19 protein-coding genes and 1 tRNA gene are annotated in these 17,863 nt (G+C 70.3%); 9 read left to right on the top strand and 11 right to left on the bottom strand.

Annotation, left to right across the window (positions count from 1 at the left end):
- Nucleotides 1–131 precede the first annotated feature (131 nt).
- Together purH and C9I47_RS15265 are read left to right on the top strand one after the other, a co-directional pair.
- Nucleotides 132–1,742: a bifunctional phosphoribosylaminoimidazolecarboxamide formyltransferase/IMP cyclohydrolase gene (purH, locus tag C9I47_RS15260; RefSeq protein ID WP_111267521.1), complete on the top strand. Its 1,611-nt coding sequence runs from the start codon at nt 132–134 to the stop codon at nt 1,740–1,742.
- Between the two features lie 8 nt (nt 1,743–1,750).
- Nucleotides 1,751–2,833 carry a calcium/sodium antiporter gene (locus tag C9I47_RS15265; protein WP_111267522.1) on the top strand — a complete coding sequence of 361 codons (1,083 nt, stop codon included), beginning with the start codon at nt 1,751–1,753 and terminating at the stop codon, nt 2,831–2,833.
- A 188-nt stretch (nt 2,834–3,021) separates the two neighbouring features.
- Here C9I47_RS15265 and C9I47_RS15270 read toward each other — a convergent pair whose 3' ends face one another.
- A complete protein-coding gene (locus C9I47_RS15270; RefSeq protein ID WP_223250175.1) occupies nt 3,022–4,458 on the bottom strand; it encodes an alanine/glycine:cation symporter family protein in 1,437 nt (478 codons plus the stop codon).
- Between the two features lie 198 nt (nt 4,459–4,656).
- Between C9I47_RS15270 and purD the strand changes: the two genes are divergently transcribed.
- A complete protein-coding gene (gene purD / locus C9I47_RS15275; RefSeq protein WP_111267523.1) occupies nt 4,657–5,955 on the top strand; it encodes a phosphoribosylamine--glycine ligase in 1,299 nt (432 codons plus the stop codon).
- Nucleotides 5,956–6,146: 191 nt separating this feature from the next.
- On the top strand, nt 6,147–8,150 hold the full coding sequence (locus C9I47_RS15280; protein ID WP_223250176.1) for an MFS transporter: 2,004 nt from the start codon (nt 6,147–6,149) through the stop codon (nt 8,148–8,150).
- Nucleotides 8,151–8,157: 7 nt separating this feature from the next.
- Here the strand turns inward: C9I47_RS15280 and C9I47_RS15285 are convergent, their stop codons facing one another.
- Nucleotides 8,158–8,568, bottom strand: coding sequence for a hypothetical protein (locus tag C9I47_RS15285; protein WP_145985542.1), 411 nt, complete (start codon nt 8,566–8,568; stop codon nt 8,158–8,160).
- Between the two features lie 304 nt (nt 8,569–8,872).
- On the opposite strand from C9I47_RS15285, the gene C9I47_RS15290 reads away from it, so the two are divergent.
- The 3 genes from C9I47_RS15290 to C9I47_RS15300 are packed head-to-tail and all read left to right on the top strand — an operon-like array spanning nt 8,873 to nt 9,960.
- Nucleotides 8,873–9,157 (top strand): CD225/dispanin family protein, encoded by a 285-nt coding sequence (locus C9I47_RS15290; RefSeq protein WP_111267525.1) that lies wholly within the window; start codon nt 8,873–8,875, stop codon nt 9,155–9,157.
- Between the two features lie 55 nt (nt 9,158–9,212).
- The gene (locus tag C9I47_RS15295) at nt 9,213–9,650 is read left to right on the top strand and encodes a DUF2752 domain-containing protein (protein ID WP_111267526.1); all 438 of its coding nucleotides are present in this window, start codon (nt 9,213–9,215) and stop codon (nt 9,648–9,650) included.
- Nucleotides 9,651–9,675: 25 nt separating this feature from the next.
- Complete coding sequence (locus tag C9I47_RS15300) at nt 9,676–9,960, top strand: CD225/dispanin family protein (RefSeq protein WP_111267527.1); 285 nt, start codon at nt 9,676–9,678, stop codon at nt 9,958–9,960.
- Between the two features lie 89 nt (nt 9,961–10,049).
- On the opposite strand, the gene C9I47_RS15305 is transcribed toward C9I47_RS15300, so the two are convergent.
- The 6 genes from C9I47_RS15305 to C9I47_RS15330 all read right to left on the bottom strand — a co-directional run bounded on the left by C9I47_RS15305 (nt 10,050) and on the right by C9I47_RS15330 (nt 14,714).
- Entirely contained in the window at nt 10,050–10,961 is a 912-nt protein-coding gene (locus C9I47_RS15305; RefSeq protein WP_111267528.1) for a hypothetical protein, read from the bottom strand.
- Between the two features lie 165 nt (nt 10,962–11,126).
- The gene (nudC, locus tag C9I47_RS15310) at nt 11,127–12,071 is read right to left on the bottom strand and encodes an NAD(+) diphosphatase (RefSeq protein WP_111267529.1); all 945 of its coding nucleotides are present in this window, start codon (nt 12,069–12,071) and stop codon (nt 11,127–11,129) included.
- A 69-nt stretch (nt 12,072–12,140) separates the two neighbouring features.
- Entirely contained in the window at nt 12,141–12,530 is a 390-nt protein-coding gene (erpA, locus tag C9I47_RS15315) for an iron-sulfur cluster insertion protein ErpA (protein WP_111267530.1), read from the bottom strand.
- A 48-nt stretch (nt 12,531–12,578) separates the two neighbouring features.
- Entirely contained in the window at nt 12,579–13,379 is an 801-nt protein-coding gene (locus tag C9I47_RS15320) for a DUF6776 family protein (protein ID WP_223250177.1), read from the bottom strand.
- Between the two features lie 103 nt (nt 13,380–13,482).
- Nucleotides 13,483–13,911, bottom strand: coding sequence for a bactofilin family protein (locus C9I47_RS15325; protein WP_111267531.1), 429 nt, complete (start codon nt 13,909–13,911; stop codon nt 13,483–13,485).
- A gap of 2 nt (nt 13,912–13,913) precedes the next feature.
- Nucleotides 13,914–14,714 carry a DUF6776 family protein gene (locus C9I47_RS15330; RefSeq protein WP_223250178.1) on the bottom strand — a complete coding sequence of 267 codons (801 nt, stop codon included), beginning with the start codon at nt 14,712–14,714 and terminating at the stop codon, nt 13,914–13,916.
- A gap of 100 nt (nt 14,715–14,814) precedes the next feature.
- Between C9I47_RS15330 and C9I47_RS15335 the strand changes: the two genes are divergently transcribed.
- Complete coding sequence (locus C9I47_RS15335; protein WP_111267532.1) at nt 14,815–15,390, top strand: DUF4126 domain-containing protein; 576 nt, start codon at nt 14,815–14,817, stop codon at nt 15,388–15,390.
- Nucleotides 15,391–15,994: 604 nt separating this feature from the next.
- On the opposite strand, the gene bfr is transcribed toward C9I47_RS15335, so the two are convergent.
- The 3 genes from bfr to C9I47_RS15350 form a co-directional block, all read right to left on the bottom strand.
- The gene (bfr, locus tag C9I47_RS15340; RefSeq protein WP_111267533.1) at nt 15,995–16,465 is read right to left on the bottom strand and encodes a bacterioferritin; all 471 of its coding nucleotides are present in this window, start codon (nt 16,463–16,465) and stop codon (nt 15,995–15,997) included.
- A gap of 147 nt (nt 16,466–16,612) precedes the next feature.
- Complete coding sequence (locus tag C9I47_RS15345) at nt 16,613–16,816, bottom strand: (2Fe-2S)-binding protein (RefSeq protein ID WP_111267534.1); 204 nt, start codon at nt 16,814–16,816, stop codon at nt 16,613–16,615.
- 110 nt (nt 16,817–16,926) lie between these two features.
- Nucleotides 16,927–17,550, bottom strand: coding sequence for an RNA pyrophosphohydrolase (locus tag C9I47_RS15350; RefSeq protein WP_111267535.1), 624 nt, complete (start codon nt 17,548–17,550; stop codon nt 16,927–16,929).
- A gap of 144 nt (nt 17,551–17,694) precedes the next feature.
- Here C9I47_RS15350 and C9I47_RS15355 point away from each other — a divergent pair.
- Nucleotides 17,695–17,771, top strand: a tRNA-Met gene (locus tag C9I47_RS15355).
- The last annotated feature ends 92 nt before the right edge of the window (nt 17,772–17,863 follow it).

Raw genomic sequence — 17,863 nt, forward strand, 5'->3', positions numbered from 1 at the left:
GGCGTAAGCCGCGATGGGACCTTCCCGCAAAGCTTCTCGCGCCTACGCCGCTCCCACCGGCCTTGCCCCGCGGTTCCGGCGACCTCCGCCGGTATAATCGCCGGCTCCCCTCGCCGCACATGCCCGCCCCGATGACCGCTGCCCAACCGACCGGCGCCGTGAAGATCCGCCGCGCCCTGCTGTCCGTGTCCGACAAGACCGGCCTGATCGAACTCGCCACCGCCCTCTCCGGGCTGGGCGTCGAGCTGCTCTCCACCGGCGGCACCGCCCGGGCGATCCGCGACGCCGGACTGGCGGTGAAGGACGTCAGCGAGGTCACCGGCTTCCCGGAAATGATGGACGGCCGGGTCAAGACCCTGCACCCGCTCGTGCACGGCGGCCTGCTCGGCCGCGCCGGCACCGACGACGCGGTGATGGCCGAACACGGCATCGGCGCGATCGACCTGCTGGTGCTGAACCTGTACCCGTTCGAGACGGTCACCGCGCGCGCCGACTGCACCCTGGCCGACGCGGTCGAGAACATCGACATCGGCGGCCCGGCGATGCTGCGCTCGGCGGCCAAGAACTTCGCCCGCGTCGCGGTGGCGACCGACCCGGCGCAGTATCCGGCGCTGGTCGACGAGATGCGGGGCAACGACGGCGCGCTGTCGGCCGCCCGGCGCTTCGAGCTGTCGGTGGCTGCGTTCAACCGCGTCGCCCAGTACGACGCCGCGATCAGCAACTACCTGTCGGCGATCACCGCCGCCGCGGCCGAGGCCTCGGACGAAGTGCCGGCGCGCTCGGCGTTCTCGGCCCAGGCCAATGGCAGCTTCGTCAAGGTCATGGACCTGCGCTACGGCGAGAATCCGCACCAGCAGGCGGCGTTCTACCGCGACCTCTACCCCGCCCCCGGCTCGCTGGCCACGCTGGAGCAGCTGCAGGGCAAGGAGCTGAGCTACAACAACATCGCCGACAGCGACGCGGCCTGGGAATGCGTGCGCCAGTTCGAGGCGCCGGCCTGCGTGATCGTCAAGCACGCCAATCCGTGCGGCGTCGCGGTGGGCGTGGCCTGCGGCGACGCCTACGAGCTGGCCTATGCGACCGATCCGACCAGCGCCTTCGGCGGCATCATCGCCTTCAACCGGCCGCTGGATGGCGCGACCTGCAAGGCGATCCTCGACCGCCAGTTCGTCGAGGTGCTGATAGCGCCCGACTACGACGAGGCGGCGCTCGCCTACGCATCGAAGAAGGCCAACGTGCGCCTGCTGCGGATCCCGCTGGCGCCGGTCACCCCGGGCTTCATCGACACCAAGCGGATCAACTCCGGCCTGCTGATGCAGACCGCCGACGCCCGCGTGGTGACCGCGGACGAGCTGAAGGTGGTGTCGAAACTCGCGCCCAGCGCCGACCAGCTGCGCGACCTGCTGTTCGCCTGGAAGGTCGCCAAGTTCGTCAAGTCCAACGCCATCGTCTACGCCAAGGACAACCGCACGATCGGTGTCGGCGCCGGCCAGATGAGCCGCGTCTACTCGGCGCGGATCGCCGGGATCAAGGCCGCCGACGCCCACCTGGTGGTCGAGGGTTCGGTGATGGCGTCGGACGCGTTCTTCCCGTTCCGCGACGGCATCGACGCCGCCGCCGACGCCGGCATCAAGGCGGTGATCCAGCCCGGCGGATCGATGCGCGACGCCGAGGTGATCGCTGCCGCCGACGAGCACGGCCTGGCGATGGTGTTCACCGGGGTGCGCCACTTCCGGCACTGATGCCCGCCATGGATTTCGCCGTCGCGCTCTGGCTCGTCATCGGACTGGTCGCCCTGGTCGGCGGCGCCGAACTGCTGGTGCGCGGCGCGGCCCGGATCGCGCTGGCCACCGGGCTGTCGCCGCTGGTGGTCGGCCTGACCGTGGTCGCACTGGGCACCAGCGCGCCCGAGCTGGCGACCAGCCTCGGCGCGGCGCTGCAGGGCTCGCCCGACATCGCCGTCGGCAACGTGCTCGGCAGCAACATCGCCAACGTGCTGCTAGTGCTGGGCATCGCCGCCCTGGTCGCGCCGCTGGTGGTCGCACGCCAGCTGATCTGGCTGGACGCACCGCTGCTGGTCGGCATCGCCGGCGCGGTCTGGCTGATGTCGCTCGACCATCGGATCGGCCGCATCGAGGGCATCGCCCTGGTGCTGGGCGCCGCCGCCTATACCGTGCTGCTGGTGTGGATGAGCCGGCGCGGCCAGGGCATCGCCGAGGCCGGTGACGATCTCGACGACATGCCGAAGCGACCGCTGTGGTTCAACCTGCTGCTGTTCGTGGCCGGGCTGGCGCTGCTGGTGCTGGGCGCGCGCTGGCTGGTGCAGTCGGCGGTGACCATCGCGCAGTCGCTGGGCGTCAGCGAGCTGATCATCGGCCTGACCGTGATCGCGATCGGCACCTCGCTGCCGGAAATCGCGACCTCGATCCTCGCGGTCGCCCGCGGCCAGCGCGACCTCGCCGCCGGCAACGTGATCGGCAGCTGCATCTTCAACCTGCTGCTGGTGCTGGGCGCGACCGCGGCGGTGGCACCCGATGGCGTCCACATCAGCAATGCCGCGCTGCACTTCGACATCCCGGTGATGGTCGCCACCGCGGTGGCCTGCCTGCCGATCTTCTTTACCGGCCACTACATCGCGCGCTGGGAAGGCGGACTGTTCCTCGGCTACTACATCGCCTACGTCGCCTATCTGCTGCTGGCCAACACCCATCACGCGGCGCTGGAAACCTTCAGCTCGGTGATGCTGTGGTTCGTGATCCCGCTGACCGCACTGACCCTGCTGGTGGTGGTCTCGCACGCGCTGCGCAACCCGCGCAACGGCGCGCCACGGTAGCCCCCGGCATCCCCGCAGGAGCGGCGTAAACCGCGACCGGGGCTCGATGGGAAAGCCTCATTGCGGCTTACGCCGCTCCACAGAAGCCGGATGCGCCGGTGCAGCCCCCGTAGGAGCGGCGTGAGCCGCGACAGGGCCCTTCCCATGAACGTTTGCCGCCGCCATACCGGCACCCGTTCCTGGCCCGGCTATTTCCAGATCTCGATATCCACGCCCCGCGCCAGCTTCGGATGCCGGCCGATCTCGAACCGGGGCTGTTGGCCGCCGCGCAGCTGGGTCTCGTAATCGCGGGTCAGCCGCACCACCACGCCGGCCAGCATCACGATCGCGACCAGGTTGATCGAGGCCATCACCGCCATCGAGGCGTCGGCCGCGTTCCAGACCAGTTGCACCTTCGAGTACACGCCCCAGGTGATCGTCGCCAGGGTCGCCAGCCGCAGCGCCAGCAGCCCGGCCCGGCCGCCGCCGAGGTAGAGCAGGTTGGCCTCGGCATAGGAGTAGTTGCCCAGGATCGTGGTGAACGCGAAGAAGAACATCGCCACCGCGACGAAGCCCGCGCCCCAGTCGCCGAGGAAGGCGCTCATCGCCGCCTGGGTCAGCTGCACGCCGTCGCCGCCCTCGCCGAGCACGCCCGACAGCAGGATGACCACCCCGGTCGCGCTGCAGATCAACAGGGTGTCGATGAACACGCCCAGGGCCTGCACCAGGCCCTGGCTGGCCGGATGGTTGGGCACCGGGGTGACCGCGGCGGCGACGTTCGGCGCGCTGCCCATGCCGGCCTCGTTCGAGTACAAACCGCGTTTGACTCCCTGCAGCATCGCCACGCTCAGCGCGCCCAGCAGGCCGCCGGCGGCGGCATCCAGCCCGAACGCCGAGCGCACCACCTGCAGCAGCACGCCGGGCAGCTGCGGCAGATGGGTCAGCACCACCCAGCCGGCCAGCAACAGGTAGGCCACCGACATGAACGGCACCGCCCACTGCGCGAAGCGGGCGACCGAACGCAGACCGCCGAAGATGATCGCCGCGGTCAGCACCACCAGCCCGGTGGCGACCGCCGCCTGGCCGAGCCCGAACGCCCCCTCCAGCGCCTGCGCCATCGCGTTGGCGTGCACGCTGCTGAAGATCAGTCCGTAGCTCAACAGCAGCGCCAGCGCGAAGGCGACGCCCATCCAGCGCTGGCCCAGCCCCCGCGACATGTAATACGACGGCCCGCCGCGGAACTGACCGGCCTCGTCGCGTTCCTTGTACAGCTGCGCCAGCGTGCTCTCGGCATAGGCGGTGGCCATGCCCAGCAGCGCGGTGCACCACATCCAGAACAGCGCGCCCGGGCCGCCGACGCCCAGCGCGATCGCGACCCCGGCCAGATTGCCGGTGCCGACCCGTGCGGCCAGGCTGGTGCACAGCGCCTGGAACGGCGAGATGCCGCTGGCGTCGGCGTGGGTACCGCGGGCGACCAGCCGCAGCATGTGCGGGAGCCGGCGCAGCTGCAGGCCGCGCAGGGCGACGGTGAAGAACAGGCCGACCGCGAGCAGGCCATAGACCAGCACGTAGTCCCACAACACGGTGTTGATACCGCCGATCAGTGGCGTCAGCAGCGCCTCGATCGCGTCCAGTACGGCCTTCATCGGCTGCAAGCGTCTCCGGGGCCCCGGCGGGCAATGCCGGCCATGGTAGCAACGGCATGAGGATCGGCCCCGCGGCCGCGCTTCCCGGCCCGATCCGGCCGCTCCGGCGCCCCCCGGGGACACGCCGACGCTGCCCCGCTTCCGGAACCTCCCGTAAAATCCGTGATCCCCAATACACCCCCTCGGCCAGGAGTGCCCATGAAGATCCTCGTTATCGGTTCCGGCGGTCGCGAACACGCCCTGGCCTGGAAACTGGCCCAGTCGCCGCGCGTCGAGGAGATCGTGGTCGCCCCCGGCAACGCCGGCACCGCCAGCGAGGCCAAGTGCCGCAACGCCGAGGTCGCGGTGACCGACATCGACGGCCTGCTGGCGCTGGCGCGGGACGAGGCCGTCGACCTGACCGTGGTCGGCCCCGAGGTGCCCCTGGTCGCCGGCGTGGTCGACCGCTTCCGCGCCGACGGTCGCCGCATCTTCGGCCCCACCGCCGCCGCCGCCCAGTTGGAGGGCAGCAAGGCCTTCGCCAAGGACTTCCTGGCCCGCCACCGCATTCCGACCGCTCATTACGCGGTGTTCACCGAAGCCGACAAGGCGCTGGACTACATCCGCGAGAAGGGCGCGCCGATCGTGATCAAGGCCGATGGCCTGGCCGCCGGCAAGGGCGTGATCGTCGCCATGACCGAGGCCGAGGCCGAGGCCGCGGTCACCGACATGCTGTCCGACTACGCGTTCGGCCAGGCCGGCGCGCGGGTGGTGATCGAGGAGTTCCTCGACGGCGAGGAGGCCAGCTTCATCGCGATGGTCGACGGCGCCACCGCCCTGCCGATGGCCACCAGCCAGGACCACAAGCGGGTCGGCGACGGCGACACCGGCCCCAACACCGGCGGCATGGGCGCGTACTCGCCGGCACCGGTAGTCACCCCCGCGATCCACGACCGGATCATGCGCGAGGTGATCGAGCCGACCGTGCGCGGCATGGCCGCCGACGGCCATCCGTTCACCGGTTTCCTCTACGCCGGACTGATGATCGACAGCAGCGGCGCGCCGCGGGTGATCGAGTTCAACGTCCGCTTCGGCGATCCCGAGACCCAGCCGATCATGCTGCGGCTGAAGTCCGACCTGGTGGAACTGGTCGAGGCCGCGATCGATGGCGGGCTCGACGGCCGCCGCGTCGACTGGGACACGCGCGCCTCGCTGGGCGTGGTGATGGCCGCCGAGGGCTATCCGGGCAAGCCGCGCACCGGCGACACCATCGGCAGCTGGGACACCCCCGATGTCGACGGCGCCAAGGTCTTCCACGCCGGTACCCGCATCGAGGGCGAACACGTGGTCACCGCCGGCGGCCGGGTGCTGTGCGTCTGCGCGCTGGGCGAAACCGTCGCCGAGGCGCAGCGCAACGCCTACGCCGAGGTCGCCGGGATCTCCTGGCACGGCGAGTTCCACCGCCACGACATCGGCTGGCGCGCGATCGAGCGCGAGCAGGAGCCGGTCGAGGCCTGAGCGGCTCGCGCGGTCCCGATTCCAGCGCGCGCCGTACCGCCGGCGACAGGACCGCGCCTTCGCCCACTCCGATGACCCGCCCCCTTCCGGGCGGGGGCGTCGGAGTGCGCGCGGACGTCGACGTCGCGCCGGCCGCCGCCACCGGCAACATGGCGACCGGCTACACTCCCGCGAAACCGCGAGGAGGACGCATGGCGCAGAACCCGTCCGGGATGGACACGACCGGTACCGATACCGCGACCGACGCCACCGTCGGCGCATTCGCCGCACAGGACCCACGCGCGGACCTGCCGGTCGCGCACAGCCAGTTCGGACTGCTGAAGCAGCGCCGCTTCCTGCCGTTCTTCGTGGTGCAGGCGCTGGGCGCGTTCAACGACAACGTCTTCCGCCAGGCGATCATCGGCATGCTGTTCTGGCTCGGCGCCAGCAGCGAGGACAAGGCGCTGTACGCCAGCCTGGCGCCTGCGATCTTCATCCTGCCCTACTTCCTGTTCTCCGGGCTCGCCGGCCAGGTCGCCGAGAAGCTGGAGAAGCACCGGCTGATCCGCATCACCACCGCGATGGAGATCGCGATCATGTCGGTGGCGGCGGTCGGCTTCTACCTGCAGAGCCTGCCGGTGCTGCTGGTCGCGCTGTTCTGCACCGGTGTGCAATCGACCCTGTTCGGACCGGTCAAGTATTCGATCCTGCCCTCGGTGCTGCGACCGGAGGAGCTGACCGGCGGCAATGGCCTGGTCGAGATGGGCACCTCGATGTCGATCCTGCTGGGCATGATCCTCGGCGGGCTGCTGTTCAAGCTGGCCGGCGACCAGGCCCCGTGGGTCAGCGGCCTGGCGGTGATCGCGCTGGCGGTGGCCGGCAATCTGATCAGCCGGATGATTCCACGGGTCGATGCCGGTGCGCCGGAACTGCGGGTCAACTGGAATCCGATCCCCGAGTCGATACACATGCTGAAGCTGGCGCGCAAGCAGCTGGCGGTGCGCAACGCGGTGCTCGGGGTGTCGTGGTTCTGGTTCGTCGGCACGGTGCTGACCTCGCAGCTGCCAGCCTACGCCGAGTTGCACCTGGGCGGCGACGCGACCCTGTACATCGTCGCCCTGGCGCTGTTCTCGATCGGCACCGGGGTCGGCTCGCTGCTGTGCGAGAAGCTGTCCGGACGCACGGTCGAGATCGGCCTGGTGCCGCTGGGCGCGTTCGGCATGAGCGCGTTCATCCTCGATCTGTATTTCGCCCGCACCGGACTGGCCCCGGCCACCGGCCTGGACCTGGCCGGCTTCCTGAGCGCCGACGGCAGCCTGCGGATCGTCGCCGACCTGGTCGGCATCGGCCTATTCGCCGGCTTCTTCGTGGTGCCGCTGTTCGCGTTGATCCAGAGCCGCTCGCCCAAGAGCGAGCTGTCGCGGGTGATCGCCGGCCTGAACATCCAGAACTCGGGCTTCATCGTGCTGGCGGCGATGTCGGCGCTGGCCGCGCAGAAGCTGCTGGGCTGGACGATCCCGCAGGTGTTCCTGGCCCTGGCGGTGCTCAACACCCTGGTCGCGATCTGGATCTTCACCATCGTGCCCGAGTTCCTGATGCGGTTCCTGAGCTGGCTGCTGGTGCGGGTGCTGTACCGGCTGCGGGTGCGCGGCATCGAGGAGCACGTGCCCGACGAGGGGCCGGCGCTGATCGTCTGCAACCATGTCAGCTACATGGACGCGCTGATCCTGTCGGCCTGCATCCCGCGGCCGGTGCGCTTCGTCATGTACTACCGGATCTTCAACATACCGGTGATGCGCTGGATCTTCCGCACCGCCAAGGCGATTCCGATCGCCAGCGCCAAGGAGGACCCGCAACTGCTGCAGCGCGCCTACGACGAGATCGACGCGGCCCTGGCCGAGGGCGAGCTGGTCGGGATATTCCCCGAGGGCGCGCTGACCCGCGACGGCACGATCGCGCCGTTCAAGGCCGGCGTCGAGCGCATCCTCGAACGCGCCCGCGCGCGCGGACAGAACGTTCCGGTGGTGCCGCTGGCGCTGCGCGGGATGTGGGCGAGCATGTGGAGCCGGCGCGATTCGCGGTTTGGCCGGATGCGCGTCCCACGACGCTTCCGCGCGCACGTGGAAACCTCGGCCGCGCCGCCGGTCGACGGCGCCACCGCGACCGCGGCCGGGCTGGAGGCGCAGGTGCGCGCCCTGCGTGGCGACGCGGCATAGCGCCGCGTCACTCGCGCGGCACGATCCGCCCCCCGCAATCGGTGTAGCAACGATCGAAGTCCGGGCGGCAGTCCAACCCGACGGGGGGATACGGCACGCTGCAGTCGCGCGCCTGCAGACGGCAGGCTCCCTTCTCGTCGTCGTCCTCGGCATCGGCCAGGCATTCGCTCAACAGGTAGTCCGACCCCGCCTGGCAATCGCTGCGCGCGACCGCCTCCGCCTCGGCCTTGCCGGCCTCGCAGACCTGCTTGGCATGGGTACAGATCGCGGCGCACTCGCGGCCGGCATCGCTGACCGGCGGTAGATAGTCGTAGGTCGTGCATGCCGCCAGCGGCAGGCACGGCAGCAGGATCGCCACCAGCCGGAGCGCCACCGTCCGCATGCGGGAGCGGGGCGCCGAAACACGGGGTTGTTCCATCGGATCGTTCGTCCATCGGTAGGCGACGGCAGCGCCGCCGTCGCTAGACAGGCCGGAGCCAGCCTCCGGTCCCAACCACCGAAACGACGAGGAACGGCCCCACCCCAACCCGAAGCAGCGGCTGGCGCGCACGGCGCTTGGCGCCGGTTCAGCGATCGCGGCCCCCCCGGATCCGCGAGGCGGCCGTCGCGGCATCACGGATTTCGCCGGTCGCTGCTAGGATATTGGCGGGGAGCGGGCCGCGACCGGCCGCACGTTTCTGCAACATCACCAACACACCGAATCCATTGAAGGGGAGCCCTGCGTGAGCACACCACCACCCGTCGTCAACGCCAACGTCCCGAACCACCTGGTCTGGGCGATCCTGAGCACGCTGTTCTGCTGTCTGCCGGCCGGCATCGTATCGATCGTGTTCGCCGCCCAGGTCAACGGCAAGGTCGCCGCCGGCGACATCGCCGGTGCCCAGGAGTCCTCGGACAAGGCCAAGACCTGGGCCTGGGTCTCGTTCGGCCTCGGCCTGGCCGCGATCGTGATCTACCTGGCGCTGATGGGCCTGGGCATGATGTCCTCGGGCATGAACAGCTACTGATCCGGGCCGACGCGGACGGCGCCGACCGCGCCGTTCGCGTCCTCGATGCATGTCGATGAGCACCACCGACGCCCCGGCCGCCAGCCACTCGCGTCTGTTGCAGGCCCTGCCGACGGTCGTCCTGGCGATCGGCGCGGTCGTGGCCATCGCGGTGCTGACCCACGTCGACCCCAATGCCGCCGACAGTCCGCTGCCGGGCTGCCCGCTGACCTGGCTGACCGGGTTGCTGTGCCCGGGCTGCGGCAGCACCCGCGCCCTCCACGCCCTGATCCACGGCGACATCGACCACGCGATGGCGATGAACCCGTTGATGGTGCTGGCGCTGCCGGCGCTGGCGCTGATGGCGCTCAACGCCGCCGGTTGGCGGCCGCGGCCGCTGCAGCGGCTGTGGCCGGTGCTGGCGGCACCCAAGCTCTGGCTGATACTGCTGCTGGGTTACTGGATCGCCCGCAATCTGCCGTGGTGGCCGTTCACCTGGCTGGCCCCGGGCTGACGCCCATCCCTCTGGAGAAGTTCCGATGAACGCCCCGCACGGCGAATACGTCCCCAACAACCTGGTCTGGGCGATCCTGACCACCCTGTTCTGCTGCCTGCCGCTGGGGATCGTGTCGATCGTCTACGCCGCCAAGGTCGATGGCCTGCGCGCGGCCGGCAACATCCACGCCGCGCGTGCCGCCTCGGCCAGCGCGCGCAACTGGGCGCTCGCCTCGGCCTTTGCCGCGCCGATCCTGATCGCGCTGTGGGTCGTGTTCGCCGGCGGCATGGCGATGCTCAGCACGATGTTCGGCGCCGGGAATTACTGAGGCGGGGGAACGAACCCGGCTGCGGCACCGGCCGGGCCGGGACATCGCGGCGGGACATCGCGACCTACGCCGCTCCTGCGGGCGCCGGCTCAGTTGACGTAACCGGCGATCACGAACAGCGCCAGCACCGCCAGCCACGCCAGCAGCACCCGCCAGACCAGACTCATCGCATCGCGCAGCTCGGGCAGTTCGCCCAGTGCGACGGCCGCCTCGCCCTCGCCGGCCTCCGGGCCGTCGGCATAGTCCCCGGCCTCCTCGCTCAGCTCGGCGCGCACGCTGGCGCGTCCGATCGCGGTCAGGAACCCGGTATCCAGCCGGAACGAGGCGCCGCCATTGTCGCGCCAGGCCGCGAGCACGGTGTCGAAGTTGCCGACGATCGCCAGCGCCAGCGTCATCAGCTGGGCGACCGGCCACTCCAGCGCCGACAACAGGGTGCGCGCACCCAGCACGGTGTCGTGCGGCAGGATCCGCGCCAACGGACTGTAGGCGGCCAGTTCGGTCAGCCGGTACAGCAGCGCCCCGAACGGTCCGAACACCAGGAACCAGAACAGCACCCCGAACCAGCGCCTCAACGCGTTGCGGAACACCGCATCGACCAGCGCGGCGCCGTCCAGCGACACCGCCTCCGGTTCCGACCACAGGGACATCGCGGCGGCGCGGCGCGAAGCCGTATCGGGCGCGTTGAGGACCGCCTCGACGTCGATGTCGAGATCGCGCGGCCCCCAAGCGTAGAACAGCACGGCGATGCCCAGGACCAGGCTGGCCAGCCCGAACATGGTGCCTTCCAGCGCGAACTGGAACAGCGCCAGCAACAGCAGCGGCGGCGCCAGCGCCAGCACGATGCCCCAGCGGCCATGCCACGGGCTGCCTTCCTCGAAGCGGCCGTCCAGCCAGCGCAGCCAGTCGCCGTACCAGCCGTAGGCCCGCACGCTGGCGGCCAGCGATGGCACCAGGTGTCCCAGCACGAGCGCGACGACGGTGGCGATCAAGGTGGTGGACATGCGGCGGCGGTGCTCCGGCGGCGAGGTGCGGACGACTTTCGGGACGGCGATGCCGGCGGCACCGCGTGATCCGATTCTAGCCTGCGCGATGTGATTGGTTCATCTTGCGCCATCGGCGGTGCCGGCCACCGTCCGTAACCGCGACCGGTATCGCGTCTGGCGGGATCAGGACGCGGCGGCCATGCGCTCGGCCAGCCACTGCTCGAGCAGCCAGCGCGAGATCGACAGCGACGGCGACAACCGCAGCGCCGCCTTGCTGTCGTCGCCGGCCTGCTCGCGCCGGCGCGCATCGGCGATGCTGTCGACGTCGAACCAGCGCACGTCCTCGAGCTCGTCGCTGGGACGCGGTTCGCCGGCGATCGCGTCGGCGAAGAAGCCCAGCATCAGGGTGCCCGGGAACGGCCACGGCTGGGATGCGCGATAGTGGCAACGGGCGATGGCCAGGCCGGTCTCCTCCTCGACCTCGCGCGCGACCGCCTGTTCCAGCGACTCGCCCGGCTCGACGAAGCCGGCAATCACCGAGTAGCGGCCCGCCGGCCAGCCGGCCTGGCGTCCCAGCAGCAGGCGTTCGCCGTCGCTGACGGCGACGATCACCGCCGGATCGGTGCGTGGGTAGTGTTCGATCCCGCAACCGCCGCAGCGGCGCAGCCAGCCGCCGCGCTCGACCCGGTTGTGCGCCCCGCAGGCGCCGCAATGGCGGTGGCGCTGGTGCCAGTGCTGCATGGCGCGGGCCTGGGCGAAGGCGGCCGCCTCCTGCATCGGCCACGCGGCCGCGGCCGAGCGCACGTCCAGCGTGCCCGTCGCGGTGTATGCGGCCAGTTCGGCATCCAGCGAGAACCAGGCCTGGCCGTCGGCGGCCAGGCCCAGGAAGGTGGCCATGCCGCTGCCGCCGGCGCCGCCACTGAGCTCGGCGCCACGCGGCGCGGCCGGCAGGCCGTGCTCGTCGACCAGGGCACGGCCCTCGGCATCGAGCAGCAACACCCGGGCGTCGGCCCATAGCGCATCCAGCGCCGCATCGTCCGTGCGCAGTCGGTCGGCGCGATCAAGCGTGGCCGCGGGCAGCTCGCCCGGCCCGGTCGGCACGAAGGCGAACGGTTGCGTCGCGCTCATGCCGGCAGTCCCGCGCAGCCCGGGCGGGAGGAGTCGGAAACGATCATCGCGCGACGCCGGGACGGCGGCTCAGGCCGAGAACGACGAGCCGCAGCCACAGGTGGTCTTGGCGTTCGGATTGCGGATCACGAACTGCGCGCCGTGCAGGCTCTCGGTGTAGTCGACCTCCGCGCCCATCAGGTACTGCAGGCTGAGCGGATCGACCAGCAGGGTCACGCCGTCGGTCTCGACCGCGAGATCGTCCTCGGCCCTGTCCTCGTCGAACTCGAAGCCGTACTGGAAGCCGGAGCAGCCGCCGCCCTGGATGTAGACGCGCAGCTTCAGCGCCGGATTGCCCTCTTCGGCGATCAGCTCGCGAACCTTGGCCGCGGCGGCCGAGGTGAACGTCAGCGGCCGGTCCAGCGACTGGTAGTCCGGCGCGGAGGCGTCGTTGGCGGAGGGCAGCGGGGTGATGTCCATGTGTTCAGGATGGGGGGTGCGGGCACGGCATTCAAGCGTGCGGTGGGGTCAGTCTTCGCCGGCCGCGGTGTCCGGCACCGCAATGGCATTGCTTTCGCGGGTCGCGTCGGCCCAGGTGAACGACTGCTCGACCGCGGCACCGGAACGCGGCTGCAGCCGCACCGTGACCCGGACCGGGGTGAAACCGCCGGGCAGGAACACGTCGCCCTCGACCTGCTGGAAGTACTTGAACGAATAGTCCAGGCCCGGCGCCTGCTCGCCCTGGCGCAGGCCGTCCCAGTCCAGGGTCTGGCGACGGCCGTCGCGGGTGCCCTCGATCGCCAGGCTCAGCCGGCCGCTGCTGACCGCGCCGCGGTTGAGGTTCTGGGTCAGGGTGGTGGTGAAGTGCCAGGCGGTGTCGCTCTGCGGTTGCATCCGGATCGCATGCACGCTGAGGCCGCGGCGCTGGCCGGTGGCGCCGACCAGGCGCTCGTAGAAGGCGACGTCCGCACGCAGGCCGGCGATCTCCTCGTCGCGCTCGGCCAGGGTGTTCTGCACGTCGCGGTTGGCGTCGCGGCTGATCTGGTCGGAGCGGCCCAGGGTCGTGACCTTCTGCCGCAACTCGTCGACCTCGCTCTGCAGGCGGCTGCGCTGGGCCTCGCTGGCGGCCAACCGGCTGCGGATGTCGTCGGACGCCGGCGACACCACCCGCCACAGGCCCCAGCCACCGAACAGCAACGACAGCAGCACCGCCGCCAGCAGCGCCCAGCGTGCGCGTCGCCAGGACCGCCCCGCCGTCTCGGGGGCGGCCTCGGGCTCGGCGGCTCCGCCACTCGGGGCGGCCTCGTCGGGGCGCGTGGATTCGTCCATCGCCCCCGATATAGGAGTCGCTCACGGCCGCGTCAAGCCAACCGATGGCGGGGTCGGCGGGCGCGGTTCATGCTTCGGGCGCGGCGGCGGCGCCCGGATGCGCTCAGGCGGCTTCGACGAACTCGTTGCGGGCCGCGCCCAGTTGTTCGCCGAGGGTGCTCTCGGCATGCAGGCTGTCGGCATGGATCAGGCGCCCGGTCAGGGTCGAGCCGGCGCACATCTCCACCACCTTGTAGTGGACGTTGCCCTGCACCCGCGCCTTGGCCGCCAGCTCGACCCGTTCGGCCGCGTAGACGTCGCCGGTCAGGGCGCCGTTGAGGATCACCACCGGCGCATGCACCTCGCCTTCGATCGCGCCGCCCTCGGCCAGGGTCAGGGTCGCCTTCTGGCCCTCCTGGGCGACGATCTTGCCGATCACCCGACCCTCGATGTACAGGCCGCCGCTGAACTCGATGTCGCCGCGGAACACGACCTGCGGGCCGATCAGGGTGTCGACCTGGCCCTCGATGTGGGCGGGTTTGTTCTTGAACATGCTTACGGTTCCCCTTGGATGAGATCGTTGGCGCCGATGGCGCCGGCCACGGCCGTCGCGGCGGTGGCATTGTCGGACTCCCGGCCGCGCCAGGCCAGGGTCTGGTCGACCGAACCGCCCTCCCCGCGCAGACGCACCTTCACCCGCTGCGGGGTGAACCCCTTGGGCAGCATCACGCTGCCGGCGAGCTGCTGGAAGTAGCGGAACGAATACGGCTGCCCGGGCGCGTCCCGACTCTGGTGCAGGGTATCCCAGTCGATCGTGGCCAGCTGGCCCTCGCGCACGCCCTCGATCGCGAACTTCAGCCGCCCCTCGCTGACCGCGCCGCGGTTGAGGTTCTGGGTCAGCACGATCTCGTAGCGCCAGCTGCCGGCCACCTCGCGGGTGAACTGCGAGGAATGCACGTTCAGGCCCTTGCGCGGGGTGGTCGCGCCGACCAGGCGCTCGTAGAACGCCACATCCTCGCGCAGGCCGGCGATCTCCTCCTCGCGTTCGGCGAGGCTGCGCTGGACCTGCTTGTTGGCGGCGCGGGTGATCTGGTCGGACTTCTCCAGGATCTCGGTACGCTGGCGAAGGGTCTCCAGCTCGCTCTGCTGGCGCTTGAGGCGGCCGTGGGCCTGCGACAGCTCGCGGTCGAGCTCGGGCAGGCGCGGCGCGGCCAGTTGCTGGGACCAGCGCCAGGCGATCCCGACCGAGGCCAGCCAGGCGAGTGCCAGCAGCGTCCAGATCAGCGGGCGGCGGTCCGGACCCTGCTGGATGATGCGGTAACGCGGCGGCGGTGCTTTCCGGGGTGGCGGGTTCATGCGCTCGCTGGACTGGACTCTGTCGGGCGGACGGCGGCCGTGGCCGGCTCGTCACGCGGCTGACTCTATACTTAACCGTCATTCTAGCGGCGCGACAACGATGACTGATGCGCACCTGTTCGCAATTGGCGTGGTTCTGGCCTGGCTGGCGGGGGTCCGCGCCTATCTGACCGTGTTCGGCGTCGGACTGGCGGGGGCGCTGGGCTGGCTGGATCTGCCCGACGCGCTGCAGGCCACCCAGTCGCCGTGGGTGCTGGGAGTCTCGGGCGCACTGGCCCTGGCCGAGTTCTTCGCCGACAAGATCCCCGGCGTGGATTCGGGCTGGGACCTGCTGCAGACCCTGGCCAGGGTCCCCGCCGGCGCGTTCCTGGCTGCGGCCACGCTGTCCTCGGACGGCGAGCTCGGAGCCGGCGCGATGGCCGCCGGCGCCGGCGTCGCACTGACCAGCCACGCGCTGAAGTCGGGCACCCGGATGATGCTCAACACCTCGCCCGAGCCGGTCACCAACTGGACCGCCTCGGTTGGCGAGGACGTCGCGGTGGTCGGCGCGCTGGGCCTGGTGTTCGCCTACCCGTGGCTGACCCTGGGGGTCATATTGACCTTCAGCCTGTGCATCGCGCTGTCGATCTGGTGGGTCTGGCGCAAGCTGTTCCGGCGCGCGCCGAAACCGGCCTGACGCGGGCATTTCCGCAGGAGCGACAGGAAACCTGCCTGTACGCGCTCGTTTGCGGAACCACTTCCGGCCCACCCGCAATTGCGGCCCCCTGCCGGAGACGGCGAGCCCTTGTAGGAGCGGCGTAAGCCGCGATGGTTTCGTGGGAGTGCCCTCGCGGCTTACGCCGCTCCTACTGGGGGAACGATATCCGGCTGCGCCCGGATATCTCCCAAAGTTTGCTGCGCAAACCTTGGGCCCCGCCGTTGCGCCTCCATACCCCCATTCGCGCCGATGGCGCGAATCGCCCCCTGACTCAGGGGGGAACGATATCCGGCTGCGCCCGGATATCTCCCAAAGTTTGCTGCGCAAACCTTGGGCCCCGCCGTTGCGCCTCCACACCCCCATTCGCGCCGATGGCGCGAATCGCCCCCTGACTCAGGGGGGAACGATATCCGGCCGCGCCCGGATATCTCCCAAAGTTTGCTGCGCAAACCTTGGGCCCCGCCGTTGCGCCTCCATACCCCCATTCGCGCCGATGGCGCGAATCGCCCCCTGACTCAGGGGGCTGGGGCAGATCTCCCGGGCGTTGATGGCTGCAGCGCAGGCATGGGGCGAGGCGGCGGCCTCAGCCTTCCATCTTCATCGCGAGGTAGTTCTGCTCGCCGACGCGCTCGATCAGCGCCAGCTGGGTCTCGATCCAGTCGATGTGCTCTTCCTCGGAGTCGAGGATCTCGGCGAACAGGTCGCGACTGACGTAGTCGGACACGCTCTCGCAATGCGCGATCGCCTCGCGCAGCAGCGGCACCGCCTCCAGCTCCAGCGCCAGGTCGCAGTTGAGCAGCTCGCGCGGGTTCTCGCCGATGCGCAGCTTGCCCAGCGCCTGGAAGTTCGGCAGGCCGTCGAGAAACAGGATGCGCTCGGACAGTTTGTCGGCGTGCTTCATCTCGTCGATCGACTCGTGGTACTCGTGATCGGCGAGTTCCTTCAGCCCCCAGTTCTTCAGCATCTTGGCGTGCAGGAAGTACTGGTTGATCGCGGTCAACTCGTTGTAGAGCGCCTTGTTGAGGAACTCGATGACCTTGGCGTCACCTTTCATGGTCGTGCTCCGTGCGAAATCTATGGCGGCACTCTAGCGCCTGTCGCAAAGGCATGACGGAACGCGAATCGGCCGCAGCCGCATACGCGAATCAGTATCAGGACAGTGGTATCGCGGAAACCGGCGCTGCGGCCGGCCGCAGCGGACTCAGGCGGCGTGGGCCAGCACCGGCAGGGGCAGGTCGCGGACCGGACGGTGGGCCTGCAGCAGTTCCGCGGCCAGGTCCAGGCAGCTGCCGCAGTTGGCGCCGGCGCCGGTCCGCATGGTCAGCTCCGGCACGCTGCCGCAGCCGGCTTCGGCCGCTTCGCGGATGTCGTGATCGGTGACCCCGTTGCAGATGCAGACGTACATGGTGTCGTGGCGTCGGGCTGACGCAGCCGGATTGGCCGCATCTGCATTCCACTACGAATGAGAATGATTGTCAATCTGTCTCGCATCGCCCCGAAAGGACGCCCGCGCGTTCAGCTCGGGCCGCGCTCCTTGTGCCCCTGGCCGAGCGCGGTGTCGCGGCCGGAAGCCTCGCGCGGGCGCTGGCGCGGCCTGCCGCGGCTGCGGCTCCAGCCGTTCACCCTGGGGTCGCCCTCCTTCTGCGGAACCGCCTGGGCGCCGGCGACCTTGCGCGCGAACGGCGCCAGATGGACCAGCGCACGGGCATAGACCCCGCGCTTGAACATCACCACATGCTCGAGCGGATACCAGAAATCGACCCAGCGCCAGTGATCGAACTCGGGCTTGTCGGTCAGATCCAGGCGCAGATCGGACTCCTCGCCCAGCAGCCTCAGCAGGAACCAGACCTGCTTCTGGCCGACGCAGACCAGCCGGTCATGACGGCGGATCGCCCGTTGCGGCAACCGGTAGCGCAGCCAGCCGGGGGTGGCGCCCAGCACCTCGACGTGCTCGGGGCACAGGCCGGTTTCCTCGCGCAGCTCGCGGTACATGGCCTCGATCGGCGTTTCGTCGCTGTTCATCCCGCCCTGCGGGAACTGCCAGCCGTCGCGGCGAATCCGCCGTGCCCAGAACAGGCGGCCATCGGGGCGCATCAGGACGATGCCTACGTTGGGTCTGTAGCCGTCCGGATCGATCACGATGCGGACTCCTAGAATTCACTGACTTGCGTCACTGACCCCGACTCTGCCACGGGCCCGGCGAGGCCACAAGCCGGCGCCCGATGCCGCTACGGACGATTGACAGATGGCCCGCCAACAGGAAGAATTCGCGGTTCACCCCGTGGCTATGTAGCTCAGCCGGTTAGAGCACAGCACTCATAATGCTGGGGTCGGTGGTTCGAGTCCACCCATAGCCACCATATTCCGGAGCCCCGCCGCAGCGGGGCTTTTGCGTTTCCGGCCCTGCTCCGCGGCCCGGGGCGGCCCGGGGCGGCCCGGGGCGGGCCTGGGC

This window comes from Marilutibacter maris (assembly GCF_003233695.1).
Classification (GTDB): domain Bacteria; phylum Pseudomonadota; class Gammaproteobacteria; order Xanthomonadales; family Xanthomonadaceae; genus Marilutibacter; species Marilutibacter maris.

Bases quoted from the DNA above. Each gene is read 5' to 3' on its own strand.
- C9I47_RS15345 (WP_111267534.1), bottom strand. From the start codon at position 16,816: ATGTACGTCTGCATCTGCAACGGGGTCACCGATCACGACATCCGCGAA.
- C9I47_RS15285 (WP_145985542.1), bottom strand. From the start codon at position 8,568: ATGGAACAACCCCGTGTTTCGGCGCCCCGCTCCCGCATGCGGACGGTG.
- C9I47_RS15305 (WP_111267528.1), bottom strand. From the start codon at position 10,961: ATGTCCACCACCTTGATCGCCACCGTCGTCGCGCTCGTGCTGGGACAC.
- bfr (WP_111267533.1), bottom strand. From the start codon at position 16,465: ATGAAAGGTGACGCCAAGGTCATCGAGTTCCTCAACAAGGCGCTCTAC.
- C9I47_RS15320 (WP_223250177.1), bottom strand. From the start codon at position 13,379: ATGGACGAATCCACGCGCCCCGACGAGGCCGCCCCGAGTGGCGGAGCC.
- C9I47_RS15335 (WP_111267532.1), top strand. From the start codon at position 14,815: ATGACTGATGCGCACCTGTTCGCAATTGGCGTGGTTCTGGCCTGGCTG.
- C9I47_RS15270 (WP_223250175.1), bottom strand. From the start codon at position 4,458: ATGAAGGCCGTACTGGACGCGATCGAGGCGCTGCTGACGCCACTGATC.
- C9I47_RS15325 (WP_111267531.1), bottom strand. From the start codon at position 13,911: ATGTTCAAGAACAAACCCGCCCACATCGAGGGCCAGGTCGACACCCTG.
- C9I47_RS15330 (WP_223250178.1), bottom strand. From the start codon at position 14,714: ATGAACCCGCCACCCCGGAAAGCACCGCCGCCGCGTTACCGCATCATC.
- nudC (WP_111267529.1), bottom strand. From the start codon at position 12,071: ATGAGCGCGACGCAACCGTTCGCCTTCGTGCCGACCGGGCCGGGCGAG.
- C9I47_RS15280 (WP_223250176.1), top strand. From the start codon at position 6,147: ATGGCGCAGAACCCGTCCGGGATGGACACGACCGGTACCGATACCGCG.
- erpA (WP_111267530.1), bottom strand. From the start codon at position 12,530: ATGGACATCACCCCGCTGCCCTCCGCCAACGACGCCTCCGCGCCGGAC.
- purD (WP_111267523.1), top strand. From the start codon at position 4,657: ATGAAGATCCTCGTTATCGGTTCCGGCGGTCGCGAACACGCCCTGGCC.
- C9I47_RS15300 (WP_111267527.1), top strand. From the start codon at position 9,676: ATGAACGCCCCGCACGGCGAATACGTCCCCAACAACCTGGTCTGGGCG.
- purH (WP_111267521.1), top strand. From the start codon at position 132: ATGACCGCTGCCCAACCGACCGGCGCCGTGAAGATCCGCCGCGCCCTG.
- C9I47_RS15295 (WP_111267526.1), top strand. From the start codon at position 9,213: ATGAGCACCACCGACGCCCCGGCCGCCAGCCACTCGCGTCTGTTGCAG.
- C9I47_RS15265 (WP_111267522.1), top strand. From the start codon at position 1,751: ATGGATTTCGCCGTCGCGCTCTGGCTCGTCATCGGACTGGTCGCCCTG.